This is a genomic window from Mannheimia varigena (assembly GCF_013377235.1).
Taxonomy (GTDB): domain Bacteria; phylum Pseudomonadota; class Gammaproteobacteria; order Enterobacterales; family Pasteurellaceae; genus Mannheimia; species Mannheimia varigena.
Map to the genome: position 1 here is coordinate 768,049 of NZ_CP016226.1, position 25,781 is coordinate 793,829.

At 40.3% G+C, this 25,781-nt stretch carries 23 protein-coding genes; 9 read left to right on the top strand and 14 right to left on the bottom strand.

Going from position 1 to position 25,781, the window contains the following annotated elements:
* The first annotated feature begins 7 nt into the window (after positions 1-7).
* On the top strand, positions 8-1,420 hold the full coding sequence (locus A6B40_RS03435) for a basic amino acid/polyamine antiporter (protein ID WP_176671574.1): 1,413 nt from the start codon (positions 8-10) through the stop codon (positions 1,418-1,420).
* 94 nt (positions 1,421-1,514) lie between these two features.
* A complete protein-coding gene (locus A6B40_RS03440; protein WP_176671575.1) occupies positions 1,515-2,738 on the top strand; it encodes a DUF711 family protein in 1,224 nt (407 codons plus the stop codon).
* 83 nt (positions 2,739-2,821) lie between these two features.
* Here the strand turns inward: A6B40_RS03440 and A6B40_RS03445 are convergent, their stop codons facing one another.
* From A6B40_RS03445 to trhP, 6 genes are all read right to left on the bottom strand, one after another.
* Positions 2,822-3,982, bottom strand: coding sequence for an N-acetylmuramoyl-L-alanine amidase (locus A6B40_RS03445; protein ID WP_176671576.1), 1,161 nt, complete (start codon positions 3,980-3,982; stop codon positions 2,822-2,824).
* A gap of 19 nt (positions 3,983-4,001) precedes the next feature.
* A complete protein-coding gene (tsaE, locus tag A6B40_RS03450) occupies positions 4,002-4,493 on the bottom strand; it encodes a tRNA (adenosine(37)-N6)-threonylcarbamoyltransferase complex ATPase subunit type 1 TsaE (RefSeq protein WP_176671577.1) in 492 nt (163 codons plus the stop codon).
* Complete coding sequence (gene orn / locus A6B40_RS03455) at positions 4,493-5,047, bottom strand: oligoribonuclease (protein WP_176671578.1); 555 nt, start codon at positions 5,045-5,047, stop codon at positions 4,493-4,495. Before orn ends, tsaE begins: the two co-directional genes overlap by 1 nt.
* A gap of 23 nt (positions 5,048-5,070) precedes the next feature.
* Complete coding sequence (gene coaD, locus A6B40_RS03460) at positions 5,071-5,547, bottom strand: pantetheine-phosphate adenylyltransferase (RefSeq protein WP_176671579.1); 477 nt, start codon at positions 5,545-5,547, stop codon at positions 5,071-5,073.
* A gap of 14 nt (positions 5,548-5,561) precedes the next feature.
* Positions 5,562-6,842, bottom strand: a complete 1,281-nt coding sequence (gene waaA / locus A6B40_RS03465) for a lipid IV(A) 3-deoxy-D-manno-octulosonic acid transferase (RefSeq protein ID WP_176671580.1) — start codon at positions 6,840-6,842, stop codon at positions 5,562-5,564.
* 116 nt (positions 6,843-6,958) lie between these two features.
* Positions 6,959-8,338, bottom strand: a complete 1,380-nt coding sequence (gene trhP, locus A6B40_RS03470) for a prephenate-dependent tRNA uridine(34) hydroxylase TrhP (RefSeq protein ID WP_138317168.1) — start codon at positions 8,336-8,338, stop codon at positions 6,959-6,961.
* A 153-nt stretch (positions 8,339-8,491) separates the two neighbouring features.
* On the opposite strand from trhP, the gene A6B40_RS03475 reads away from it, so the two are divergent.
* On the top strand, positions 8,492-8,863 hold the full coding sequence (locus A6B40_RS03475) for a cytochrome b562 (RefSeq protein ID WP_176671581.1): 372 nt from the start codon (positions 8,492-8,494) through the stop codon (positions 8,861-8,863).
* Between the two features lie 44 nt (positions 8,864-8,907).
* Here A6B40_RS03475 and dnaE read toward each other — a convergent pair whose 3' ends face one another.
* From dnaE to A6B40_RS03495, 4 genes are all read right to left on the bottom strand, one after another.
* A complete protein-coding gene (gene dnaE, locus A6B40_RS03480; protein WP_176671582.1) occupies positions 8,908-12,384 on the bottom strand; it encodes a DNA polymerase III subunit alpha in 3,477 nt (1,158 codons plus the stop codon).
* Between the two features lie 84 nt (positions 12,385-12,468).
* Entirely contained in the window at positions 12,469-13,566 is a 1,098-nt protein-coding gene (gene lptG / locus A6B40_RS03485) for an LPS export ABC transporter permease LptG (protein WP_025217749.1), read from the bottom strand.
* On the bottom strand, positions 13,566-14,675 hold the full coding sequence (gene lptF / locus A6B40_RS03490) for an LPS export ABC transporter permease LptF (protein WP_025217750.1): 1,110 nt from the start codon (positions 14,673-14,675) through the stop codon (positions 13,566-13,568). The genes lptG and lptF overlap by 1 nt, the downstream gene beginning before the upstream one ends.
* A gap of 179 nt (positions 14,676-14,854) precedes the next feature.
* A complete protein-coding gene (locus tag A6B40_RS03495; RefSeq protein ID WP_236966874.1) occupies positions 14,855-15,754 on the bottom strand; it encodes a hypothetical protein in 900 nt (299 codons plus the stop codon).
* 121 nt (positions 15,755-15,875) lie between these two features.
* Here A6B40_RS03495 and pepA point away from each other — a divergent pair, with 121 nt between their 5' ends.
* Both pepA and cysK read left to right on the top strand, forming a co-directional pair.
* Positions 15,876-17,372: a leucyl aminopeptidase gene (pepA, locus tag A6B40_RS03500; protein WP_176671583.1), complete on the top strand. Its 1,497-nt coding sequence runs from the start codon at positions 15,876-15,878 to the stop codon at positions 17,370-17,372.
* Between the two features lie 188 nt (positions 17,373-17,560).
* Positions 17,561-18,508, top strand: a complete 948-nt coding sequence (gene cysK, locus A6B40_RS03505; protein ID WP_025248025.1) for a cysteine synthase A — start codon at positions 17,561-17,563, stop codon at positions 18,506-18,508.
* A 54-nt stretch (positions 18,509-18,562) separates the two neighbouring features.
* On the opposite strand, the gene deoR is transcribed toward cysK, so the two are convergent.
* The gene (deoR, locus tag A6B40_RS03510) at positions 18,563-19,306 is read right to left on the bottom strand and encodes a DNA-binding transcriptional repressor DeoR (RefSeq protein ID WP_025248026.1); all 744 of its coding nucleotides are present in this window, start codon (positions 19,304-19,306) and stop codon (positions 18,563-18,565) included.
* Between the two features lie 19 nt (positions 19,307-19,325).
* Positions 19,326-20,000, bottom strand: coding sequence for a deoxyribose-phosphate aldolase (gene deoC, locus A6B40_RS03515; RefSeq protein WP_025217755.1), 675 nt, complete (start codon positions 19,998-20,000; stop codon positions 19,326-19,328).
* A gap of 173 nt (positions 20,001-20,173) precedes the next feature.
* Between deoC and rbsK the strand changes: the two genes are divergently transcribed.
* From rbsK to rho, 4 genes are all read left to right on the top strand, one after another.
* Positions 20,174-21,094, top strand: a complete 921-nt coding sequence (rbsK, locus tag A6B40_RS03520) for a ribokinase (protein WP_176671584.1) — start codon at positions 20,174-20,176, stop codon at positions 21,092-21,094.
* Positions 21,095-21,105: 11 nt separating this feature from the next.
* Entirely contained in the window at positions 21,106-22,398 is a 1,293-nt protein-coding gene (gene fucP / locus A6B40_RS03525) for an L-fucose:H+ symporter permease (protein ID WP_176671585.1), read from the top strand.
* Position 22,399: 1 nt separating this feature from the next.
* Entirely contained in the window at positions 22,400-23,413 is a 1,014-nt protein-coding gene (locus tag A6B40_RS03530) for an aldose 1-epimerase family protein (protein ID WP_176671586.1), read from the top strand.
* A 192-nt stretch (positions 23,414-23,605) separates the two neighbouring features.
* Positions 23,606-24,868, top strand: a complete 1,263-nt coding sequence (gene rho, locus A6B40_RS03535) for a transcription termination factor Rho (RefSeq protein ID WP_176671587.1) — start codon at positions 23,606-23,608, stop codon at positions 24,866-24,868.
* 46 nt (positions 24,869-24,914) lie between these two features.
* On the opposite strand, the gene napF is transcribed toward rho, so the two are convergent.
* Both napF and A6B40_RS03545 read right to left on the bottom strand, forming a co-directional pair.
* Positions 24,915-25,433 carry a ferredoxin-type protein NapF gene (gene napF / locus A6B40_RS03540; protein WP_176672313.1) on the bottom strand — a complete coding sequence of 173 codons (519 nt, stop codon included), beginning with the start codon at positions 25,431-25,433 and terminating at the stop codon, positions 24,915-24,917.
* Positions 25,434-25,438: 5 nt separating this feature from the next.
* The gene (locus A6B40_RS03545) at positions 25,439-25,753 is read right to left on the bottom strand and encodes a molecular chaperone TorD family protein (RefSeq protein ID WP_176671588.1); all 315 of its coding nucleotides are present in this window, start codon (positions 25,751-25,753) and stop codon (positions 25,439-25,441) included.
* Positions 25,754-25,781 lie beyond the last annotated feature (28 nt).

The following is a 25,781-nucleotide window of genomic DNA, read 5'->3' on the forward strand; positions in this document are numbered from 1 at the left end:
AATAGCAATGTCAAATAAAAAAATCGGATTAATTTCCCTTACTGCTCTCGTATTAAGCTCAATGATCGGCTCGGGTATTTTCAGCTTACCGCAAAATATGGCGGAAGTTGCTGGGGCGGAAGCGATCACTATTGGTTGGTTAATCACCGGTGTGGGGATCATCTTTTTAGGCTTATCATTCTTCTTTATCTCAAGACTTCGCCCCGACCTAGACGGCGGCATCTACACCTACGCCCGTGAAGGTTTTGGCGATCTAATGGGCTTTATGTCGGCTTGGGGCTACTGGCTTTGTGCCACCATCGGGATTGTCGGCTATTTAACCGTTGCTTTTGAGGGCTTGGGCGTATTCACCGATAACGAAAGCACGGTGATTTTCGGGCAAGGCAACACGCTTGCCGCATTCATTGGCTCATCAATCATCGTTTGGCTGGTGCACGCTTTGATTGCCGGTGGTATTAAAGAAGCTGCGTTTGTAAACCTAATTGCGACCTTTGTGAAAGTGGCTCCGCTTATTCTTTTCATCGCTCTTGGGCTTTGGTATTTCGATGTGGAGGTGTTCAATGCCGATGTAAAAGCCACGGCATTAAACAATAGCATCAGCGATCAGGTCAAAAGCACAATGCTGATTACCTTGTGGGTATTTACCGGGGTAGAAGGGGCTTCGGTGCTCTCTGCTCACGCTAAAAAACGTTCAGACGTTGGCCTGGCAACTGTGCTTGGCATTGTGATTGCCCTCTGTTTATATGTGGCGATCACCATTCTTTCACTTGGGATCTTACCTCGTGAAACCATTGCGAATATGGCGAATCCATCAATGGGACCGCTACTTGATGCTATGATGGGCCCGACCGGCAAAGTGATCATCACCGCTTGTTTGATCGTCTCCGTATTAGCTTCTTACATTAGCTGGACAATGTACTCCGCCGAAGTGCCTTATCGTGGCTCGAAAAACGGGGCTTTCCCGAAAATCTTAGACAAGCTCAATGAAAACGGCACGCCGATTAATTCCCTTTGGTTCACCGGTTTTGTGGTTCAGCTCTGCCTGGTGTTGGTGTTCGTTTTTGAGCAAAGTTACAACACCTTGCTGCTCATCTCCACCTCGATGATTCTAATTCCTTACTTCCTCATCGGGGCGTACTTATTCAAGCTCTCCATCCAAACCAATGCTGCGTGGTACATCAAACTCACCGGTTTTATGGCAGCTGCTTACGGTTTATGGATTGTGTATGCTGCAGGTTTGGAATACTTACTGCTCTCAGTCGTGCTCTATGTACCGGGGATTTTGTTATACCTCTACTCAAACTACAAATTCCACGGCAAACTCACGCTTTTCACTTTCGAGAAAGTGATTTTGGCACTCTTGCTGGTGATTTTTGGCTATGCCTTCATTGAATTGCCAGCTCTGTTAGCGGAAGGCTAATTGGTAAATTTCAGATAGAAAACGACCGCTTGTGTAAGCGGTCATTTTTTTGCTATTCTTTGCGAAAATCTCGAAAAATAAAAAGGAAAATCCTATGCAAACCTACCAAAACAAAGCCCTCTGCCGAGTACGAACCATCACCTTATTTCTCAGCCTCACCAAAGATAAATCGCAATGGGAAACCGCATTAAAATCAGCCAAAGCAGAGTTTGATTTACTTGTGCCAGCTATCCAAAACCAAGGTTATACACTTCAATCTATCCGCATCGTGACTAACGGTTTTGGCGAATATTTAGACTTAACCAACATCGACACGGCAAAACAAGATCTGGCTTATCTGAAAAATTTATTGAGCGAATTAAACGACAGCGGACTGCGGATCCGCTTTGCGATTGGGGAAGCCAAAACGCCACAAGAAATTGCTCTACTGCCTGAACTGATCTTAAATTATGGGGATTTATCTAACGCTTGCGTCAATATTGAATGCGATGAATTTGGTATTTTAGATAACGACAAAATTTTACAATCTGCCCAAATTGTACAAAAAATTGCAGAAATCACTCCTCGAGGCGAAGGGAATTTTAACTTCACCGTCAATTTCAATTGCAAGCCATTTATTCCTTATTTTCCAGCCAGTTACCACGAAAGTGCCTTACCAAACAGCTTTGTGATTGGGCTCGAAACGCCGGATTTATTGGTTGCCGTGTTAAAAGAGGTAGAGAAAACCAAGCACAACGATTTTTACCGTCAGTGTTATGAAGCGATGGCTCAGGCATTGCAATATCACGTCGACGAAGTGCTAGAAGCGGTAAAATCGGTGCAATCCTCACTGAAATTTGAATTTGCCGGCATTGATAGCTCTGCCGCTCCGTCTAAAAACTGTGCCTCGATGACGGAAGTGTACGAATTAATGGGAGTCCCATATTTTGGAGCAGCTGGCACGGTTGAGGCTTCATCGCTGCTCACCAAAGTGTTTAAATCCGTCAAAAATGTACCGCTTATCGGCTTTTCCGGCTTAATGCTTGCCGTTACCGAAGATTTAGGGTTAGCCGCTGGTACACAAAAAGAGCAATTTGATATTCGAGCCTTACTCACTTACAGTGCAGTATGCGGCATAGGGCTAGACACCGTACCGATTTCATCTGAAGCCAGCATTGAACAAATTGCCGCATTAATGCGAGATACTGGCACAATGGCATTCAGACTTAATAAACCACTTACTGTGCGAGTTTTCCCAATTCCTAACAAAAAAGCCGGAGACCTCACCGAATTTGAAAGCGATGATTTATGCAACTGCCGGATTTTGGCTGTGCCATAAAAAATTAAAAATATAGGATGAAAAAAATAGAATGACCGCTTGTGTAAGCGGTCATTTTTTTCGGATTTTTTGCAAAAGCGAATTTACTTCACCTTCAACTTTTTACCCACCGTAATCTGATAATTTTTCAGATTATTCAGCTCACTAATTTTTTGCGGGGTTGTGCCGTACGCTCTGGCAATGGAGTAAACGGTTTCGTCTTGTTGAACAATGTGGTAGCCATTATTTGAGGTTTTAATCTCCTTTTTAGATGAAGATTTTTCGTCCTTATTTTTCGACTCTTTTACTTTTTCTTTAGCAGACTTTTCTTTAGCTGCTCGCTCTTTCTTCTTATCCACACTGCTGCTTTGTTCTTTCTTCGTGGCTTTTTGGTTTTCTTCCTTCACTTTTTTAGAATCGGTTTTAGCGGATTTTTCCTCTTTTTTACTCACTTCTTTCTTCTCATTTTTATCCAATGTCTTACTTAAATTTGTTGAAGTTGAAAGCCCACTTTTCGCACGATAAGCTACTAATCCTTGATAAATTACTCGAGCTAGCTGTTTACGATAATTTGCACTCGCTAATTTTGCCTCTTCTGTTGAATTAGATAAAAACCCCGTTTCAACTAATACTGAGGGAATATCAGGTGAACGCAATACACTCAAACTTGCGTGTTGCGGAGAAGATTTAGCCAATGCTGCAATACCAGCCATTTTGCTTAATATGCTTTTGCCTAATTCATAACCTGCACGCTGAGAATGTGAAAACTGTAAATCTAACACTGTTTGATTTAAATAACGCTCTTTATTTGCAGATAGCACGGCACCCGCACCACCAAGCAATTCAGATTGCTTTTCGTGATCTTCTAACCATTTTCCCATTTCATCACTAGCACGGCTATTAGAAAGCACCCAAACAGAAGCACCTTTTAAAGAATCACCTCTCGGTGAAGAATCTGCGTGAATAGAAACCAATAGATCTGCACGATGTTTACGCGCAATTTCGGTACGCTGCGGCAGTTGAATAAAGTAATCGCCTGAGCGTGTCATTACTGCTTTAAAATTTGGATCTGCGTCTAATAATGCTTTTAGCTCTTTAGAAATAGAAAGTGTTACATTTTTTTCAAGAAGTCCTAAGTTTTTACCAATTGCCCCCGGATCTTTTCCTCCATGCCCTGCATCAATCACCACTACCGTTTTTGCAAAACTGGAAAAACTGAATATGCTTAATGCACCAAAAACAATATATTGGATAACCTTCTTCATCACCTTCCCTACAAGCGATCTATTTTTGATTAAAATTTACTAAAATATCTGTTGCCGATTGATTCTGCGGAACAACCGTTATTTGTCGCCCTTCATTCATATAATCAATCTGAATGGCAAAATCAGCTTCCGGAATCATTCCCTTGCCTTTGCTTGCCCATTCAAGCAAACACAATGTTTGTGGTTTGAAATAATCACGAATACCCATAAATTCCAGTTCTTCCGGGTCAGCTAAGCGATATAAGTCAAAATGGTAAACATTAAAAGGAGCGAGATGATACTCTTCAACTAACGTATAAGTCGGACTTTTCACATTACCTTGATGCCCAAATCCTCTTACAATACTACGAGTTAAGGTCGTTTTGCCCGCCCCTAACTCGCCGTTTAGGTAAATTACCAGAGCGTGATTGCTGTCTTGCAACAAATAGTTTTTTAGCCCTAATGCGAATGATTGACCAAATTCAAGTAATTTAGTTTCATCTTCGCAGTAAAAAGAGAGTAAATCAGCCATTATTTTTCGTCTAAATTAATAAAATGTTCCCGATAAAATTTTAATTCGTTGATGGATTCACGAATATCGTCTAACGCCAAGTGCGTATTACCTTTGCTGAAGTTGTCGAGAATTTCTGGCTTCCAGCGTCTTACCAACTCTTTGAGCGTACTCACGTCTAAATGGCGGTAGTGGAAATAATCCGCTAAATCAGGCATATATTTATAAAGGAAACGTTTATCCTGTGCAATACTGTTGCCACAAATTGGCGAACTTCCTTTTGGTACCCAACGCTTTAAGAAATCAATAGTTTGTAATTCTGCCGCACGCTCAGTGAATTTACTCGCTTTCACTCGCTCAATTAAGCCGTTTGCCGTATGGGTTTTCACACACCAATCACTCATTTTTCCTAATAATTCATCAGATTGATAAACTGCTAAAACCGGACCTTCCGCTAAAATATTCAGATCTTTATCAGTCACAATAGTTGCTATTTCAATAATGCGTTCTTTTTCCGGATCTAAACCTGTCATTTCAAGATCGATCCAAATTAGATTTTGTGCATCTTGGCTCATTTTATTTCCTTTTTATTACTCAATTATTTTGCAAATTTTAGGGCATTTTTGACCGCTTGTGGCACAAACTGGCTCACATCACCATTGTGGCGGTAAATCTCTCTCACCATTGTGGAAGAGAGATAACGCCACTCCACTGATGGTGGGAAAAAAATCGTTTCTAGGCTTCCCGAAAGTTTGTGGTTGATCTGAGCAAGTTGGATTTCATAGTCAATATCGTCTGCACTACGAATGCCACGAATAAGCACCTTCGCATTCTGCTCTTTAGCAAAATCCGCCAGTAAACCACTAAAACCAATCACTTCAATATTATCAAGCTCTGCACAACTTTTTTTCACTAATTCAACACGCTCTTCTAGCTCGAAAAGCGGTTGCTTACTTGGATTTTTAGCCACCGCAACAATCACTTTTCCAAAGAGCATTGAAGCCTTACGAATAATATCTAAATGCCCGTTGGTAATGGGATCAAAAGTCCCTGCATAAATAACGTTATAGCTCATTTTATTTCTCTGATCTATTTCTCTAAATAGGGGCTTAACAGTTCCAAATGCCGTTTTAACGCTCCTTGGTTTTCTTGTAATACACTAAAACCTGACGCGGCTATGTCTCGCCCGATTTGTGGTTGAGTTAATAATAACTGGATACATTCAGCTAAGGCTTCCGCAGAACTTTCAACCTCAATCACGCCTTTCACTTCCCTCAATTTTTCAAATACTTCCGGAAAATTGTAGGTAAATAGTCCTGAAATAACAGGTATATTAAAAGCGATTGGTTCAAGCGGATTATGTCCGCCATGTTTAACTAAACTACCACCAACAAAAGCAATATCAGAAAGCCCGTATAGTAACATCATTTCGCCCATTGTATCGCCTAACAGGACCTTGGTGTCTTGATTTAATGCCTTATGTCCTGAGCGTTTTACATAATCCAAACCTGATTTTTTAACCAAAAGCTCGACTAACTTAAAACGTTCGGGGTGCCTCGGCACTAAAATCAATACCAAATCCGGATACTTATTCAATAACATTTGATGCGCTTCTAAAATCAATTTTTCTTCACCTTCGTGCGTACTACCTGCAATCCAAACTGGTCTTGTCCGTAAATTCAGAGCTGACTTTGTTTTTAGTACGCTTTGGTGTAGCTCTGGCGTAATTTCCAAATCAAATTTAAGGTTGCCCGTATTTACCATTTTGGCAGGATTATAGCCTAGTGCTAAATAACGATCTTTACTCACTTCATCTTGTGCCAAGATAAGCGAAATTTGATTAAGCATATCTTTTATACTGCCTCTAATCCAACCATAACGTTTAGCTGAACGAGGAGAAAGCCTTGCATTGGCAATCACAAACGGAATATTACGTAAATGTACTTTGCGGATCAAATTCGGCCATAACTCGGTTTCAATCACGATCATCATCTTTGGATCGATAAAATTTAAAAATCGCTCCACCGCATCAGGCAAATCGTAAGGCAGATAAAAATGCGAAACTGAATCGCCAAAAGCGGACATCACACGATCCGAGCCTGTTGGTGTAACTGTTGTAACAATAAGTGGTAAATCCGGATATTGTTTGCCAATCGCTTTGATTAGCGGTGTTGCCGCAATCACTTCACCTACAGAAGCAGCGTGAATCACTACTCCCTTGGCTTTCGGCTTTTCCGCCTCGTCATAAACACCATAACGCTCCCACAATCGCTTACGGTAAGCCGGCTGTTTACGCCCTTTGTACCACATCAAAAGCAAAATCACGGGCTGTAATAAATAACTTAAGCAGATATAGAGTAAACGGAGCATTTATTTTCCTTACAAGCGGTCTTTTTTTCTAATTTTTTTGCAAATCAGCCTTATTATACCTAAAAATAAACCACGAAATAGTTTGGATTTCGTGGTTTACATTATTTTAACTGAAATTAGGCTTGATGTGGATTGCGAGTATTAGCCTTCACCAAATTACGCATTAATAGGGCAAAATCCAAATCAATGTCTTGCGGCACATCTAAAAAGACGAAATGTCCGTCCCCAAGGGCGGCTTCTACGCTTTCGTTTTTGCGGTTTAGCATACGTTCGATTTTGAATACAATGTTGCCTTTTGGCGTCATCATTTCCACTGAATCGCCCACTAAGAATTTATTTTTTACGGCGACTTCTGCCATACCTTGCTCATTGCGTTTACCAGTAAATTCGCCGACAAATTGTTGGCGTTCGGAGATCGAATAGCCGTATTCGTAATTTTGATATTCATCGTGCGTGTGGCGGCGTAGGAAACCTTCGGTGTAGCCACGGTGTGCTAGGCTTTCGAGCGTATCTAATAACGACTCATCAAACGGCTTACCAGCGGCAGCATCATCAATCGCTTTACGGTAAACTTGAGCGGTTCTCGCACAGTAGTAGAACGATTTGGTACGCCCTTCAATTTTCAGAGAATGTACGCCCATTTGGGTTAAACGCTCAACGTGCTGCACTGCACGCAAGTCTTTCGAGTTCATAAAATAGGTGCCGTGCTCATCTTCAAAAGCGGTCATTTGCTCGTCAGGGCGTTGTGATTCGGTGTAGAGGAACACTTTGTCGGTCGCTTCGCCTGAGCCTAAGGTTGGAGCAATGTTCTTTACTTCAATTTCCGGCTCATATTTCGGCACGATCTGACCGACTTCGTCCACTTTACCCTCTTCCATTTTGTATTCCCAACGGCACGCATTGGTGCAAGTGCCTTGGTTCGGGTCACGTTTGTTGATGTAGCCTGAAAGCAAACAACGACCTGAATACGCCATACATAACGCACCGTGAACGAAAATTTCCAGCTCCATTTCCGGCACTTGTTGGCGAATTTCTTCGATTTCTTCAAGGGATAATTCACGGGATAAAATCACACGAGTTAAACCCATTTGATGCCAGAATTTCACCGTTGCCCAGTTCACCGCATTTGCTTGCACGGAAAGGTGAATATCCATTTCAGGGAAGTTTTCACGCACTAACATAATCAAGCCCGGATCAGACATAATCAATGCGTCCGGCTTCATATCCACCACCACTTTTAAATCTTTGATGAAGGTTTTGAGCTTGGAGTTGTGTGGGGCGATATTCACTACCACATAGAATTTTTTACCGAGAGCGTGAGCTTCATCAATCGCAATTTTTAAATTTTCGTGGTTAAATTCGTTGTTACGCACACGCAAGCTGTAACGTGGCTGACCGGCGTAAATCGCATCGGCTCCATAAGCAAAAGCGTAACGCATATTTTTTAATGAACCGGCTGGCGAAAGCAGCTCAGGTTTGGCATATTTTAAAGTCATAGGTAATCTCTTTTCTGATAACAAGTCAGGACTTTCCAACAAGGGAAAGCGTAAGCGGTCTATTTTCTAAGAAATCTTGCATATTGGCAAGTTAATCCATACAATTCGCTTCTTTAAGCTCTTTTATTTACACTTTTTGTGGGGAACAAAGCGATGAAACTTAAACTTATTTTAGCAACAAGCTTGCTTGCATTTTCGGCGTTAAGCCAAGCTCAAAGCATCAAAATGGAAATGATGCAGATGAATATGAACGCCAGCAAATTAATGAGAGCCGGCAGTGCGGAAGATTTTCAGGCAATCGCCAAAGATTTCATTGAAATTACTGAGAAAACCAAAGCAATTTTGCCTAACAGCGTAGAGGGCGACAAAGCGGCGGCTGAAGATTATCAAGCTGGAATGCAGAAATTAATTGATGTGGTGAAAAAAGCAGACGAAAAAGCCAAAGCTGGTGAGTTACAAGAAGCCAAAATGATGGTTTCAGAGCTTGAAATGATTAAGCGTGAGTATCACAAAAAATACAAATAATCGCATAAAACGAAGGTGGGAAACTCCCACCTTTTATTTTTCCTCTACTCAAACTCTAACTCCACCGAATTTTCCCCCAACAACGCTTTGAGCTCAGAGAACATTTGCTCGTTTGGCGTTACCCTCCATTCTACGCCGCCTTTTAGCAATACACGCCCTTCCGGGCTTTGATAGTAGAAGTGTAGCGGTAGTGTTCCTTCCTTATAAGGGGTGATGATAGCGGTCATTTTTTTGATAAAAGTTGCAGATAGCTGTTCTTGGCTAATTGCCAATGCCAAACTTTTTGCAAATCGGGATCTCGCCTCATCAAGGGAAAGCACCTCTCTTGCCGACATTTTCAAGCCGCCGCTGAAATCATCAAATTGAATCGAGCCGCTGGCAACAATAACCTGATCTTGCTGCATTAAATGCCCGAAATTCTCTAATGCCTCAGAGAAAAGCGTAATATCGAGTTTACCCGAACGGTCTTCAATAGTTGCAATCCCAATACGGCTGCCACGCTTGGTAACCGCTACTCGAGATGCCATTACCATACCAGAAACAGTCGCCATTTGCCCACGGAAAGTTGGTTGTAACTCATTTAAGCGATTTGGCGAATAGTGCGACAGCTCTTTCAAAAATCTACCGATTGGGTGACCGCTTAAATATAGCCCTAATGTTGCACGTTCGCCGTCTAAAATAGTTTGTTCCGACCATTTTGGCGTATTGGCATAGGCATTTTGCACTTCTTCAGGGGTTTCGGTCAGCACGCCAAACATATCGCTCTGCCCAAGTTCTTCCATTTTGCTATGTTGATCTGAAGCTTTCAACGCATCTTCGAGATTTTTCATCAAGGCAGCACGGTGCGGGCCTAATTTGTCGAACGCTCCTGACATAATCAGGCTTTCAAAGGTTCGGCGGTTGATTTTTCTTAAATCGACCCGAGCCGTCAGATCAAACAGATCTTTAAAACGCCCGTCTTTGTTACGTGCCTCTAAAATTGCTTCAATTGGGCCTTCGCCCACGCCTTTAATTGCCCCCAAACCATAGACAATTTCGCCTTTTTCATTCACGCTGAAACGGTGTTTTCCGCTGTTCACATCCGGCGGTACAACGGTGAGCCCCATATTGATACACTCATCATAGAAGCCCACGATTTTGTCGGTATTGTCCATCTCAGAAGTCATTACCGCCGCCATAAATTCAGCCGGGTAGTGAGCTTTTAACCAAAGCGTTTGGTAGGAAACCAAAGCGTAGGCTGCGGAGTGAGATTTGTTGAAGCCATAGCCGGCGAATTTTTCTACTAAATCAAAAATTGCCCCGGCTAATTTACCATCAATCCCTTTCGATTCTGCCCCTTTTTCAAAAACTTCACGTTGAGCTGCCATCTCTTCCGGCTTTTTCTTACCCATCGCACGGCGAAGTAAGTCCGCTCCACCGAGGGTATAGCCTGCCAGCTCTTGAGCAATTTGCATTACTTGTTCTTGGTAAACAATTACGCCGTAAGTCGGCTCCAAAATCGGCTGTAGGCACTCGTGCTGATATTCAGGATCAGGGTAAGAAACCTCTTCTTTGCCGTGTTTACGGTCGATAAAGTTCTGCACCATTCCCGACTCCAGCGGACCTGGTCGGAACAAGGCTACAAGAGCGATAATATCCTCAAAACAGTCAGGCTTGAGGCGGGAAATCAAATCTTTCATTCCTCGGCTTTCAAGCTGGAACACAGCTGTGGTTTTCGCTGCTAGCAATAAGTCGAAGGATTTTTTGTCATCAAGCGGAATAGTTTCAATCCGAATTGGTTCTTTGCTTTCACGGGCTAAACGCTCGTTGATCATCTCCAACGCCCATTTAATGATGGTGAGCGTACGCAAGCCTAAGAAGTCGAATTTCACCAAGCCTGCATATTCCACATCGTTTTTATCGAAATGGGTAACCGGGTGCAAACCTTCGCTATCGCAATAGAGTGGTGAGAAATCGGTAATTGCTGTTGGGGCAATCACCACTCCCCCTGCGTGCTTACCGGCATTTCGGGTTACGCCCTCAAGCTTGCGAGCCATATCGATTAGATCTTTAACTTCTTCATCAGCCTCGTACAGCTCAGGGAGTTTTGGCTCAGCGGCAAAAGCTTTTTCTAGTGTCATTCCCGGATCGGGCGGAATCAGCTTGGAAATTCTGTCCACAAAGCTATACGGATGCCCCAACACTCGCCCTACATCTCGAATTACTGCTTTTGCCGCCATCGTTCCGAAGGTAATAATTTGTGATACCGCTTGGCGACCGTAAGTTTCCGCCACGTGTTCGATCACGCGATCTCGGCCGTCCATACAGAAGTCCACATCAAAATCGGGCATTGAAACCCGTTCAGGATTTAAGAAACGCTCGAAAAGCAAGTCAAATTCCAGCGGATCAAGGTCGGTAATTTTTAATGCATAAGCAACCAACGAGCCCGCTCCCGAGCCTCGCCCCGGACCAACCGGAATATCGTTATCTTTCGACCATTGAATAAACTCCATCACGATCAAGAAATAACCTGGGAAGCCCATTTGGTTGATAACATCTAATTCAACTTGCAATCTTTCGTCATAAACTGCCCGCTTGTTAACTCTTTCTTCAGGCTCAGGAAATAAAAACTCAAGGCGTTCTTCTAAACCTTCTCGAGATTTTTTTACTAAAAAATCTTCGGTTGAAAGCTCACCTGTCGGGAAATTTGGTAGGAAATATTCGCCCAAACGCACCGTCACTGAGCAGCGTTTCGCAATTTCCACCGTATTAGCTAAGGCACTCGGTAAGTCTGCAAACAGCTTGCACATTTCCTCTTCTGAGCGGAAATATTGCTTTGGAGAATATTTTTTCGGGCGTTTCGGATCATCTAAAGTATAGCTGTCGTGAATTGCCACGCGGATTTCGTGAGCATCAAAGTCATCTTCTTTTAAGAAAACAACATCATTCACCGCCACTAAAGGAATTGCATTTTTTTGGGAAAATTCGACCGCTTGTTTAATGTAGCGTTCTTCGTCTGCTCGCCCTGTACGGCAAACCGACATATAAAAATGATTTGGATAATATTGTTGATAAAAAGCGAGTTTCTCAGCAGCTTCTGATAGATTTTCTTTAAGTAAAGCTTTACCCACATCGCCCATTCTCCCACCTGAAAGCACAATAATGCCTTCATTCAGCTCAGCCAGCCATTCTCTCTCTACCATTGGAAATTCAATGTAGCCTTGTTGATAGGCTTTGGAGAGAATTTGGGTAATATTGTGGTATCCTATATTGTTTTTAGCTAATAGCGTTAGCTCAAAATAATTATCACCACCTGTATCCGATTTGACATACACGTCAGCACCGATAATCGGTTTAATACCTGAGCCCAGTGCTTCGCCATAAAATTTCACCAAGCCACAGAAGTTTGTAAAGTCGGTTAAGCCCATTGCCACCATATTATTGGCAACAGCTGCTTTGACTAACGATTTCACTTTGGCTAAACCGTTAATCATTGAGAAATCACTGTGAACTTTTAAATGGACGAAACGACAATCAGACATAATGCTAAGGTAGAATTAAGATTTAAAGGAATATTCAAGCGGTCATCTTTGCAAAAAATTTTGTAAAAATGACCGCTTGTAAAATTAATCACGTTTTTTGCTCAGTAACCACCAAACAATGACTAAACAGAGCAAACTTGGAATTAATGCCCCAACAGGCACAGGTAGCCAAGTGGCAATAAGACTTAAATTGCCAAATACAATGTTCGCCACGTAGAACATAAAGCCGGCAACAATCCCGATAACAATTTTTGCCCCCATCGTGCTGCTGCGAAGCGGTCCGAAAATAAAGGAGATCGCAAGCAGCATCATCACTGCCATTGAGATCGGCTGGAATACTTTACGCCAGAACGTAATTTCAAAGCGTTTCGGATCTTGCCCGGTATCTTTCAAGAAGCCGACATAATCCGCCAAACCCGAAATAGAGAGTGATTCCGGTTTGAGTGATACAATCCCAAGCTTGCTTGGTGTTAGGCTAGTTTGCCAAACTTGATCAGGCTGTTTTGCCTGCTCAATCTGATTATCACCCACTTCCGATTTTTCCACTTTAGAGAGCTTCCAACCTTTATCATCACTATATTTAGCCGAATCTGCTCTGAGAATTGATTTCAGTTCACGCTTTTGCTCACTGTCACCAAATTCGTAAATCAGAATATTGCTCAAGCTTTTTTCATTATTAATACGTTTAATGTAGATAAAGGAATTACCATCTTTCGCCCAAAAACCGTCTTTAGTAGCAATCATCGAACCGCCACTTTGCGCAATAGAACGCATATTACGGGCAAATTGTTCAGTTTGCGGCACACCCCATTCGCCGATAATCATTGTAAAAAGCACCAGAGGCAATGCAGTTTTCATTACAGCTAAACCAATTCTAAAACGAGAAAAGCCAGAGGCTTGCATTACCACCAATTCACTGCGGCTGGCAAGATTACCTAAACCTAATAGTGAGCCTAATAAGGCCGCAATCGGGAAAAAGGTTTCGATATCTCTTGGAATGGTTAAAAAGGTATAATAAGCTGCTTTCAAACCATCATAAGAACCTCGCCCTACATCACGAAACTCCTCAACAAATTTGATGATAGCCCCTAGCCCAATCAGCAAAAAAAGAGTGAGGAAAATAGATGATAAAATCGTTTTGCCAATGTAGCGTTCTAAAATATTCATTGAGAAAATTTTCATTATGCTACCGCCTTATTCGTTGGCTTTTTTGCACTAAACTGATAGCGTAATTTAGACATAAATTTACCATTCCATATATTCAACACAATACCTAAAATTAAAAAGGCAACGGAGACTAACGGCATCAAAATCTCTGCATTTAGCTTGCCCGAGCCACCTGATGATTTGAGCGAGCTTTGCAGTAAGAAATAGATTAAATAAAGTAGTAATGCAGGTAATAATTTAGCAAAACGCCCTTGTCGAGGGTTTACACTACTCATCGGCACAGCTAATAATGCCATTAACGGCACCGCCAGAATCAAGGCTAAACGCCAATGTAATTCAGCTTTAGCCTCCGGAGTGTCAGTTTCCATTAGCTTCGCGAAATCAGCTCGCTGTACTAATTTTTCGTCTGATTCCACATCTTGATAACCTAAATAAGCGGAATAATTTTCAAAGTGAGAAATACGAAAATCTGGGCTTTTCGGCGTCCCTTCAAAACGCTTACTTTCTGATAACGTTAAAACCTGATCACCATTTGGCAAACCTTGTAAAGTACCAGACTCTGCCACAACTACCGAAGGTTTATTATTCTTCTGTTGTTCAGGTTGGAACACATAAATATCGTTTAAACTGTTATTTTCAATACTATCAATAAATAGTACATAGCCGCCTGCCGACATAAACTGCCCAGCAGAAAGGGCGGCAAAACGTGGATTCGCTTTCGCTTCGGCTAGCATTTCACTTTGTTTGTTAATCGCCCAAGGAGTCAGCCAAAAGACGTTATAAACCGCTAATGCAGTAGTAAAAATAGACAAGAACATCGCCACTTTAACTAATAAGCCTTGCCCTATCCCACAGGCTCGCATCACCGTGATTTCACTCTCGGCATAAAAACGCCCAAGCGTTAATAATAGAGCAATGAAAAGCGACAATGGCAACATAAGCTGTGCCATTGTCGGCATACCTAATCCTAACAAACTAACCACTAAATCAGCCGGTACTTTACCACTTACTGCAGAACTCAAAACTCGCACTAATTGCTGGCAGAAAAAGATGAGCAGTAGGATAAACAATATCGCTAATTGGCTTTTAAATATCTCTTTAGTTAAATATCGGCTTAAAATCACAGTTTTTCTCTATCTATAATGTCTAAAATATTAAGTCACACTTAGCTATAACAAGCGGTCTCTTTTTTACAATTTTTTGCAAAAGTGTTCTTCATACGAATTGGTAATAATACCTTTTTTAGCTAGAAAAATCATCTATAGAAAAATTACGCACGGCTAAGCGTGCGTAAATTCATTGTTTATTTCTTTGATTTCTTAGATGATGTTACTTTATGTGCCTCAAGGATTAACTTTTTACCTTGCTCATTTACGACTTCAATCTTAACCGGCGCATCTGATTTTTGGTGGAGAATTGCAATAATATTTTCTCCTTGTGCTAACTCTTCAAAATTTCCTTTTACAGTTAATTTTCCAGCCTCTACTTGGCTATCAAAAATCAAGAAAGTTCCTAATGGCGTTACCCGAATGTTTTTTAACCCCAAGTTTTCCTTAGTAACAGTTTTATATTGAGGGGCTTTTTTATTTTTTGCTGCTGCAATATTTTCTTTATCTGTTGCCGTACTAAAAATATGTTGAACTTTTGTTGTTGCATCTGATTGAGATGTTGAACTTACCTCAGTTTGAGTTGATTCAGATGCTGCCTGCTCGCCATCAAAAATAATGTCCCCAACAAACTGCTCTTTAGGCTGAGGAAGATCTTTCAATAAGGGTTCAGCATTTTTCGCTGAAATCACCATAAATAAACGCTCGCCTATTTTTTCAAAACGTACATCAGTATTGGAGAGCTGTTGTCCTATTTGTTCATTTATCTTTTTAATAGAGGTTTCAGCAGTGTTTTGAATAGAAACCTTGCGAGCTGTATCAATATCATAAGCAATAAAACCTACTTTCAAACGTTGTGAAAGTTGCTGAAGCAAATTACCAACATCGCCCTCATAAGAAAGGCGCAACTTTGCCTGCTCATAGCGGCTAATTTGGGCATCATCGTTGGCTAACGCAGAGTTCTGAATAAACACCCCAATCATACTCATAATTAATGTTTTACCGAAAAACCGCATATTTATCTCCCATAATCTTGAAATCTCAATATTTCTTCTAGTATAAAGTAAGCAAACTAAAAGAAAAACCAATAAAATCATCTATATGACCAAAAAATTTACGGATATTTCAATATAAAGCGTAAATTTTTGAAAATTTTATTTATACTAAGGATTTATTTATCACTCTACCCAAAATGAAACCATAATTAGAGGAAGAATAATGGAATTTAGCGTTAAAAACGGCAGTGTTGAAAAACAAAGAACCGCATGTTTGGTAGTGGGCGTATATGAGCCTCGCCGACTTTGTACCGCCGCCGAGCAACTGGATAAATTAAGCAATGGCTATATTAGCTCGCTACTTAGACGAGGTGATTTAGAGGGTAAAGCTGGGCAAACATTGTTGCTACACAATGTGCCGAATGTGCCGGCAGACCGAGTGCTTTTGGTCGGTTGCGGTAAGGAGCGTGAACTCACCGAACGCCAATATAAGCAAATTATCCAAAAAACTATGCAAACCATTAATGACACAGGCTCAATGGAGATGGTTTGCTTCTTAACCGAACTGCACGTGAAAGGCAGAAGCCCTTACTGGAATGTCCGTTTTGCGGTGGAGGCTATCCAAGAAACCCAATATGCCTACAACGATTTCAAAAGCATTAAACCAGAAGTTCGCCGTGAACTACGCCGTGTGATTTTTAATGTGGCGAACCGCAAAGATTTAGCTGATGCCGAGCGTGCGTTAGAGCACGGTAAAGCGGTCGCTTTAGGCGTAACAAATGCAAAAAATGTAGCGAACTGCCCACCGAATGTGTGCAATCCGAAATACCTTGCGGAATTAGCAAAAGGGCTTGCTACGGAATATGGCGCGATTTCCACCACGATTGTCGATGAAAAACAGATGGCAGAATTGGGAATGAACGCTTATTTGGCGGTATCTCGAGCCTCTGAAAACGAAGCGTTTTTATCGGTTATCGAATACAAAGGCAGCCCAAATCCGAATGCGAAACCGATTGTGTTAGTCGGTAAAGGAATGACGTTCGACTCCGGCGGTTTATCCATTAAACCGGCAGAAGCAATGGACGAAATGAAATACGATATGTGCGGAGCCGCCAGCGTTTACGGCACAATGAAAGCGATTGCAGAGATGAAATTACCGCTTAACGTGATTGGGCTGTTAGCGGGTTGCGAAAATGCAGTGGACGGCAAAGCGTACCGCCCGGGCGATATTCTCACCACAATGTCGGGGCTAACCGTGGAAGTGTTGAATACCGATGCGGAAGGACGTTTGGTGCTATGCGATGCCCTCACCTATGTAGAACGTTTCGAGCCGGAGCTGGTCATCGATATCGCAACTCTCACGGGGGCTTGTATGATCGCACTCGGCAACCACAACAGCGGATTGATGTCACCATCTAACAGCTTAGCGAATGAGCTTTTATCTGCCGCCGAGCAAGCCGATGACAAAGCGTGGCGTTTACCGTTGGGCGAGGAATATCAAGAGCAGCTCAAATCTAATTTTGCCGATCTCGCCAACATTGGCGGGCGTTTGGGGGGGGCGATTACCGCAGGGCAATTCCTCGCCAACTTCACTAAAAAATACACTTGGGCTCACTTAGATATTGCCGGCACAGCGTGGAAATCAGGGGCTGCGAAAGGGGCAACCGGCAGACCGGTTTCGTTACTGACACAATTCTTAATTAATAAAGCCCATATTTAACATTATTGCCTACCACAAGCGGTTGGATTTTGTCGGATTTTTGCAAAAAATCCTCAAAATTTGACCGCTTGCTTCCCCTCTGCAATATTCCATTTGGTTATATAAAATAAATTTCCGCTACTAGCCAAGCTCAAAAAAATCAGTATGATGAAATCAAATTTTAATACCTACTTTAAGAGGAATTTTCTATGACTATCTATGCAGACAACTCATACTCCATCGGCAACACCCCACTTGTACGTTTAAAAAATTTCGGTAACGGCAATATCGTGGTTAAAGTGGAAGGGCGTAACCCGAGCTTTAGCGTAAAATGCCGTATCGGTGCAAATATGGTGTGGCAAGCGGAAAAAGACGGTATTTTAACAAAAGATAAGGAAATCGTTGATGCAACCAGCGGTAACACTGGCATCGCTCTTGCCTATGTGGCAGCAGCTCGTGGATACAAATTAACCCTTACAATGCCTGAAACAATGAGTACCGAACGCAAGCGTTTATTACGTGGTTTAGGTGTAAATTTAGTGCTTACCGAAGGGGCGAAAGGTATGAAAGGGGCGATTGCGAAAGCAGAAGAGATCGCAGCCTCTGATCCAAACCGCTATGTGACATTAAAACAGTTTGAAAACCCGGCTAACCCAGCTATCCACCAACAAACTACCGGCCCTGAAATTTGGGCGGCGACTGAAGGTAAAATTGATGTGTTAGTGGCAGGTGTGGGAACCGGCGGTACTATTACCGGTGTTTCTCGTGCGATTAAACAAGACAAGGGTAAACAGATTATTTCTGTGGCGGTAGAGCCTTCAGAATCGCCAGTCATCACCCAAACCTTAAACGGTGAAGAAGTGAAACCGGGCCCACACAAAATCCAAGGTATCGGTGCTGGCTTTATTCCGAAAAACTTAGATTTATCTTTAGTGGATCGTGTAGAACAAGTGTCTAGCGAAGAAGCCCTTGCAACAGCACGCCGTTTAATGGCTGAAGAAGGTATTTTAGGCGGAATTTCATCAGGGGCGGCAGTTGCAGCAGCAGATCGCATTGCTAAACTTCCTGAATTTGCAGACAAGCTTATCGTAGTGATTTTACCTTCTGCATCAGAGCGTTATTTAAGTACGCTTTTATTCGAAGGAATTGAAGCTTAATTCAATAAGGGCTGTATTTAAAACATAAAATACAGCCTTTAAATTCTATAGATGTTATTCAATTTTACTAAAAAAAATGCTAGGTAGTGGCTGATCACACACAATTCTATCAAATTTATTAATATCATTAATATACGCTTTTTGAACCTGGTTAATTTTTGAGGAATCAATAACTAATATAGACTCTTTAGTTTTTTCCATTGCCTTTTCTTTTGTTTTAGCCTCATCAAAATTAAAACAAGTTACCCCTTTTTTAGCATCAATTCCAGCTGCAGAAATAAAAGCCTTTGTTGTACAAATAACATCTAATTCATTTTTAAGCTGAATAGGTACTAAAAACGAATTGTTTCGAGAATAATTTCCACCACATAAAATAACTTCACAATGTGGTTTCTCCTGCAACACCATAAAAGTATTAATGGAGCAACAAAGTGCAGTAAATTTTATTGAAGCATCAATTTGAGAAGCAATAAAAGGAATTGTGGACCCACAATCAAAAAAAACAACATCTCCTTCTTTCACTAATTCTGCAGCTAACCGTCCTACTTCCATTTTTTCGGCAATATGTTTGGTTTCCTGCTCAAAAATCTGATAATTGTTATTATCACTATTTTTTTGAGGATCCCTCACAATATAGCCACCTAATAAAACAACTGAGCCTGTTTCTGTATTTAAATCACGCCGAATAGTCATCTCTGATACATTCAAAATATTTGCAGCATCTCTCAAATGAATTTTATCCATCTGTTTGAGCAAAAACTCCAATTTTTGGATACGCGATTTTATTTTTTTATCCATAACAGGCTCTTATTAATCGTTAATAGGTGCTACTATTGTCCTTTAAACCATTGATAATAGCAATCCCCGCACTCGCACCAATTCGGGTTGCACCGTTATTAATCATTGCAACAGCCGTTTCAGTATCCCTAACTCCACCGGATGCTTTTACTCCAATATTATCCCCAACAACTTGGCGCATCAAGGCAATATCTTCAACAGTAGCTCCTCCTTTATTAAAGCCTGTCGATGTTTTTACAAACCCTACTTTCAATTCACGGCAAATCTCACAAGCTTTGATAATTTCATCCTGTGTTAATAAACAAGTCTCTAAAATAACTTTCAATAATACTCCATCACAAGCATCCAAAACTGCTTGAATATCCGATTTTACCTCAGCCCACTTTGCTGATTTTACCCAACCTACATTCAGAACCATGTCAATTTCTTCCGCCCCAGCTTTAATAGCTTCTTTCGCCTCAAAAGCCTTTACAGAAGATAAATTAGCTCCAAGAGGGAAACCAACAACTGTGCAAATTTTAACATCTGAATTTTCTAGCCTTTGCTTAGCTAGAGGGATATATGCAGAATTAATACAAACAGAAAAAAAATGATTTTCTACTGCTTCCCCACAAAGTTTCAGAATATCTGACTCTGTCTTCTCTGCCGTTAAGGCTGTGTGATCAATAAATCTGGCAAGATTGTAAGATGACATAAATTTTCTCCTAATATTACGTTTATGTGACTATTTTTACTTTTTTATATGATACTTAAAAAAAATTTAAAAACTGTGATCTTTGTCACTTTTATAACATTTTTATTGTAATACAATAAATAAAAATAAATTTTGTTATTATTTTAACATAATTCAATGATAAGGAGAAATTTATGGATATTGCAGTAATTGGCTCTAATATGGTGGATTTAATTAGCTATATTGAAGATATGCCAAAAATGGGAGAAACACTTGAAGCCCCAGACTTTAAAATAGGCTGTGGGGGTAAAGGGGCTAATCAAGCTATTGCAGCTGCTAAATTAGGTGCTTCAGTTATGATGATCACTAAAGTTGGTGATGACATGTTTGCTGAAAATACGATTAAGAATTTCCAACAATATGGTGTTAATACCGATTTTGTTGAAAAAGTAGAGGGAGTTTCTAGTGGTGTAGCCCCTATCTTTGTAGATCAATCGTCGCAAAATCGAATCCTAATTATCAAAGGTGCAAATGCTTGTTTGAAACCGGAAGATATTGACCGTGCAGAAAAGCAATTAAAAGTCTGTAAGCTTATTATTCTACAACTCGAAATTCCTTTAGAAACTGTCTATTACGCAATTGATTTTGCCAATAAATATAACATTCCTGTAATTCTTAACCCTGCACCGGCAAGTAAATCATTAGATATTCACTATGCTTGTAAATGTGATTTCTTTATGCCAAATGAAACTGAACTAGAGATTCTAACAGGCATGCCTGTAAAAACTATGGAGCAAATTCAAGAAGCTGCAAATTGTTTATTTGCAAAAGGTTTAAAAAATCTCATTGTAACTTTAGGTGAAAAAGGTTCTGTATGGTTCCATCAAGATAAAGTAACTCACATTCCTCCTCATAAGGTCAATGCTATTGATACTAGCGGTGCAGGCGATGCCTTTATAGGTTGTTTCGCTCATTTTTATATTCAAACTCAAAATGTAGAACAAGCAATGCAAATGGCATCGGCCTACTCAGCTTATAGTGTTACAGGACAAGGCACACAAACCTCTTACCCGGACAAAGTTCAATTTGAACAGTTCTTACAATCTTTAAAATAAGGAATAGTACCATGAAAGATATTCAACAAATGCCAGATGGTTATCTCAACAAAACCCCTATTTTCCAATTTATCTTGCTTTCTTGCCTATTCCCGCTTTGGGGAGCTGCAGCAAGTTTAAATGATATTCTAATTACTCAATTTAAAAGTGTATTTATATTAAGTGATTTTGCTAGTGCATTAGTCCAAAGCGCATTTTATGGTGGCTATTTCTTAATCGCAATTCCAGCCTCTTTAGTAATTAAAAAAACAAGTTATAAAATTGCCATTCTTATTGGACTAGTTTTATATATTGGCGGCTGTTCACTATTTTATCCAGCCTCACACATGGCCACTTATACAATGTTTTTAGCAGCTATTTTCGCTATAGCTATTGGGCTTAGTTTTCTAGAAACCTCCGCTAATACCTATAGTTCAATGATTGGTCATAAAGATTATGCAACTTTACGTTTAAATATCAGCCAAACCTTCTACCCAATCGGTGCAATTGCAGGTATTTTACTTGGCAAATATCTTATTTTCCAAGAGGGAGCAAGCCTTGAAGAGCAAATGATTGGGATGACACCAGAACAGATTCACGCATTCAAATTATCAATGCTAGAACATACTTTAAAACCGTATAAATATTTAATATTTGTTCTCATTGCTGTAACAGCCTTATTCTTACTCACTCCATTTCCAAAATGTAAAGCAGCTATTGAAGCTGGAAAATCAGAAGTAAAAATTACAGATACATTAAAATATTTAGCTTCAAATAAAAAATTCCAAAAAGGAATTATTGCTCAATTCCTATATGTAGGAATGCAAGTAGCTGTATGGTCATTCACTATTCGCCTTGCTTTAAACTTAAGTAATATGAATGAACGTGCCGCTTCCGACTATATGGTCTATAGCTTTATAGGATTTTTCATTGGTAAATTTGTCGCCAACTTCCTAATGACTAAATTTAAGTCCGACTTAGTTTTATTATGGTATTCAATCTTGGGGGTAATTACTCTAGCTTATACCGCATTTGTTCATGATTTCTCTGCTGTTTATGCCGCTATTTTTGCCAGCTTACTATTTGGACCTTGTTGGGCAACAATTTACGCTTCTGTATTAGGTACTGTATCTCAAGAACATCGAGAAGTAGGTGGTGCTGTTGTTGTTATGTCGATCATTGGTGCAGCTGTTGTGCCCGCTGTTCATGGCTATGTTTCAGATACTCTAGGCTCGCTACAACTTGCCTTCATCGTACCACTATTTTGTTTTGCATATGTTGGTTACTATTTTTACGGCAAATTAAAAGAAAATGAGGAAAAATAAAATGAAAAACTATATTTATCTTTGTAAATCACAATTTACAGCCGAAGAACGTCTCATTTTTCAAAATGATCATCTAAGTGCTATCGCTTTTAAATATAATTCGGCTATTGAAGCGATTAAACTTATTAACAGTAAAGGGTTTATTATTGTATTACCCTTTTATGGGCAAATTATTTGGGATGCTCAATTCTTGGGGCAAACACTCACAATGAAAAATATGTTTAGCGAACCGAAACGTGGTACAAGCATTATTGATACTTACGGTTGTTTCGCCTTCCACTCCGGACTTATTCGTAATGGATGTCCTAGTCCAGAAGATGATCATCCATTACACGGTGAAATGCCTTGTGCAGAAATGAACAAAGCTTGGTTGTTCATTGAAGATAATAAATTAGGCGTTGGGGGAGAATTTGAATACGTAAAAGGATTTGGCGACCATTACTTAGCTCAGCCTGAAGTTGTATTACCGGCAGATAGTACACTTTTTGATATTAATATGAAGGTGACCAATCTAGCAAGTGTTGAAATGCCACTACAATATATGTGTCATATGAATTACTGCTATGAGCATGGAGCCACATTCAGCCAAAATATTCCAGATAATGCCGTGCAATTACGTCAAACGATTCCAGCACACGTAAAACCAACGCCACAATGGTTAGCTTTTAATGAAGAAATCAAGCAAGGAAAATATACTTTATCAGCATTAGAAAATGATGAAATGTATAATCCTGAAATTGTATTCTTTATGGATAATTTGCAGCAATATCAAGAAAAGTTGGAATATCGTATGCACTCACCTAAAGGGTATAATTATCTAGCTACATTTTCATCAGATCAATTTAATTATGCCACTCGCTGGATTTTATATAATGCAGATCAACAAGTCGGAGCTTTTGTTTTACCTGCGACTTGCCGCCCTGAAGGCTTTCTTTCAGCACAAAAAAATGGTTCGCTAATTATGTTAGCGCCAAAAGAAAGCCGTTCATTTACTGTCACGACAGGAATTGAATAACCAAATGTTAAAGCCATCTTTAAATATTAATATATCCATTTAAAGATGGCTTTATATAATCAAGCGGTTATTTTTTATAAAAAATTTGCAATTTTCCGATGGTTACGGTATTCTTCGCCCATCTTTTATGTGCTTATCAATATCTAATCAAATAATCCAATCTTATTTAATCATAAATTTAATATTCAAATTATGCATCTTACTCAATTAAAAAATACCCCCGTTTCTGATCTTGTTAAAATGGGTGAAAACCAAATGGGATTAGAAAATTTAGCCCGTTTACGTAAACAAGACATTGTTTTTGCCATTCTCAAACAACACGCAAAAAGTGGTGAGGATATTTTTGGTCAAGGCGTGTTAGAAATCTTGCCTGATGGCTTTGGTTTCTTGCGTTCTGCAGATAGTTCTTACTTAGCCGGACCTGATGATATTTACGTTTCACCGAGTCAAATTCGCCGTTTTAACTTGCAAACCGGGGATAAAATCGAAGGTAAAATCCGTCCACCAAAAGAAGGCGAACGTTATTTTGCTCTGTTAAAAGTGGATTCCGTCAATGATGACAAACCTGAAGCCTCTCGTAGTAAAATTTTATTCGAGAACTTAACCCCTCTACACGCAAATTCTCGTTTGAAAATGGAGCGTGGCAACGGCTCAAAAGAAGATTTAACTGCTCGCATCCTAGATTTAGCGGCTCCTATCGGTAAAGGTCAGCGTGCATTAATCGTAGCGCCTCCAAAAGCGGGTAAAACCGTTCTTCTACAAAATATCGCTCAAAGCATTACCTCTAACCACCCTGAATGTGAATTGATCGTTCTCTTAATTGATGAACGCCCGGAAGAGGTAACCGAAATGCAACGTACCGTGCGTGGCGAAGTGATTGCCTCTACCTTTGACGAACCGGCAACCCGCCACGTTCAAGTAGCTGAAATGGTAATTGAAAAAGCCAAACGCTCGGTTGAACATAAAAAAGATGTGGTGATTTTATTAGACTCTATTACCCGTCTTGCTCGTGCTTACAACACAGTAACCCCTGTGTCAGGTAAAATTCTTTCCGGTGGTGTGGATGCAAACGCATTACATCGTCCAAAACGTTTCTTCGGTGCCGCTCGTAATGTGGAAGAAGGCGGCAGCTTAACCATTATCGCGACTGCCCTTGTGGATACCGGTTCGAAAATGGACGAGGTTATCTTTGAAGAATTTAAAGGTACAGGTAATATGGAATTACATTTATCTCGTCGTATTGCTGAACGCCGTATCTTCCCTGCGATTGACTTTAACCGTTCAGGCACGCGTAAAGATGACTTGTTAATGGCAGCCGATGAGCTACAAAAAACCTGGATGCTACGTAAAGTGCTCAATCCTATGGATGAAGTGGACGCTATCGAATGGTTAATTGATAAATTAATGATGGCAAAAACCAACGAAGAGTTTTTTGAGATTATGAAACGTTCGTAGAACATAAAAAAATCAGCACCATTTAGGTGCTGATTTTTTTGAAAGATTAAACCAGTTGAATTGCTGATAAAAAGCAGCTTATCTTACATTCCCCACAACCATTACATAATTCATCATTCACGACTAAATTTTCAGAAATAGCTTGCTGAGGGCATTTATCTTGGCACATAGTACAAAATTGAGCTTGTTTCACTAAGCATTCATTAGAAAAACTTGGGCGAAGCTCAGTATCTCTTTTGAAGGCAATATTTAAAGCATTAGTAGAACAACTTTCAGCACATTTTCCACATAAACTACAACTCATATAATCTAACTCTAAAACAGCTTTTTGTCGCTGAATTTGAATTAAATTATGTGGGCAAGCCTGAATGCAATCTCCACAACCAGTACAAGCAACTAGAAATAGATGTTCTTCTGCGGCAAAAGGCGGACGATAAGCTAAACGAGAATTATGCTCTTTCTGCCCTTTATTTATAGAGTGGAAGAGTGTTCGTAATAGCCCTCGCCTTGAAATCTGTTTATGATTTAAATATGCCTCATAATATTGTTCATTTCTGCCTTGCATATTCATTACCGATAGAGTTGTGATGAGATAATCTCTATATTCACCTGCTCTTTATCTAAATATACTGAACTCCAAGGTGGTGCGAGTAGTTCATTTGGACCAATAAATAGTGCTTGATAATCTCTAGAAATATTCTGTTTCAGCCCTTTAGCAATTAACGCAGGAATTTCCGAATGCTGAATTGACCATTGCTGTTCCCACTCTGGCTCAGAGAATAGTGATAACACTGTTTGGGCCTGCTGCTCATTTGGCGAATAATAAAATAGCGTTCCTAACAATCGTCCACTTAAAGAAATCCATTCTAATAATGCTTTATCCATACCACCTCGAATATAAAAAATGCTCAAA

Excerpts from the sequence above, each read along its gene's own strand:
- A6B40_RS03435 (WP_176671574.1), top strand. The coding sequence starts at position 8 with ATGTCAAATAAAAAAATCGGATTAATTTCCCTTACTGCTCTCGTATTA.
- A6B40_RS03440 (WP_176671575.1), top strand. The coding sequence starts at position 1,515 with ATGCAAACCTACCAAAACAAAGCCCTCTGCCGAGTACGAACCATCACC.
- A6B40_RS03445 (WP_176671576.1), bottom strand. The coding sequence starts at position 3,982 with ATGAAGAAGGTTATCCAATATATTGTTTTTGGTGCATTAAGCATATTC.
- tsaE (WP_176671577.1), bottom strand. The coding sequence starts at position 4,493 with ATGGCTGATTTACTCTCTTTTTACTGCGAAGATGAAACTAAATTACTT.
- orn (WP_176671578.1), bottom strand. The coding sequence starts at position 5,047 with ATGAGCCAAGATGCACAAAATCTAATTTGGATCGATCTTGAAATGACA.
- coaD (WP_176671579.1), bottom strand. The coding sequence starts at position 5,547 with ATGAGCTATAACGTTATTTATGCAGGGACTTTTGATCCCATTACCAAC.
- waaA (WP_176671580.1), bottom strand. The coding sequence starts at position 6,842 with ATGCTCCGTTTACTCTATATCTGCTTAAGTTATTTATTACAGCCCGTG.
- trhP (WP_138317168.1), bottom strand. The coding sequence starts at position 8,338 with ATGACTTTAAAATATGCCAAACCTGAGCTGCTTTCGCCAGCCGGTTCA.
- A6B40_RS03475 (WP_176671581.1), top strand. The coding sequence starts at position 8,492 with ATGAAACTTAAACTTATTTTAGCAACAAGCTTGCTTGCATTTTCGGCG.
- dnaE (WP_176671582.1), bottom strand. The coding sequence starts at position 12,384 with ATGTCTGATTGTCGTTTCGTCCATTTAAAAGTTCACAGTGATTTCTCA.
- lptG (WP_025217749.1), bottom strand. The coding sequence starts at position 13,566 with ATGAAAATTTTCTCAATGAATATTTTAGAACGCTACATTGGCAAAACG.
- A6B40_RS03495 (WP_236966874.1), bottom strand. The coding sequence starts at position 15,754 with ATGATTTTATTGGTTTTTCTTTTAGTTTGCTTACTTTATACTAGAAGA.
- pepA (WP_176671583.1), top strand. The coding sequence starts at position 15,876 with ATGGAATTTAGCGTTAAAAACGGCAGTGTTGAAAAACAAAGAACCGCA.
- cysK (WP_025248025.1), top strand. The coding sequence starts at position 17,561 with ATGACTATCTATGCAGACAACTCATACTCCATCGGCAACACCCCACTT.
- deoR (WP_025248026.1), bottom strand. The coding sequence starts at position 19,306 with ATGGATAAAAAAATAAAATCGCGTATCCAAAAATTGGAGTTTTTGCTC.
- deoC (WP_025217755.1), bottom strand. The coding sequence starts at position 20,000 with ATGTCATCTTACAATCTTGCCAGATTTATTGATCACACAGCCTTAACG.
- rbsK (WP_176671584.1), top strand. The coding sequence starts at position 20,174 with ATGGATATTGCAGTAATTGGCTCTAATATGGTGGATTTAATTAGCTAT.
- fucP (WP_176671585.1), top strand. The coding sequence starts at position 21,106 with ATGAAAGATATTCAACAAATGCCAGATGGTTATCTCAACAAAACCCCT.
- A6B40_RS03530 (WP_176671586.1), top strand. The coding sequence starts at position 22,400 with ATGAAAAACTATATTTATCTTTGTAAATCACAATTTACAGCCGAAGAA.
- rho (WP_176671587.1), top strand. The coding sequence starts at position 23,606 with ATGCATCTTACTCAATTAAAAAATACCCCCGTTTCTGATCTTGTTAAA.
- napF (WP_176672313.1), bottom strand. The coding sequence starts at position 25,433 with ATGCAAGGCAGAAATGAACAATATTATGAGGCATATTTAAATCATAAA.
- A6B40_RS03545 (WP_176671588.1), bottom strand. The coding sequence starts at position 25,753 with ATGGATAAAGCATTATTAGAATGGATTTCTTTAAGTGGACGATTGTTA.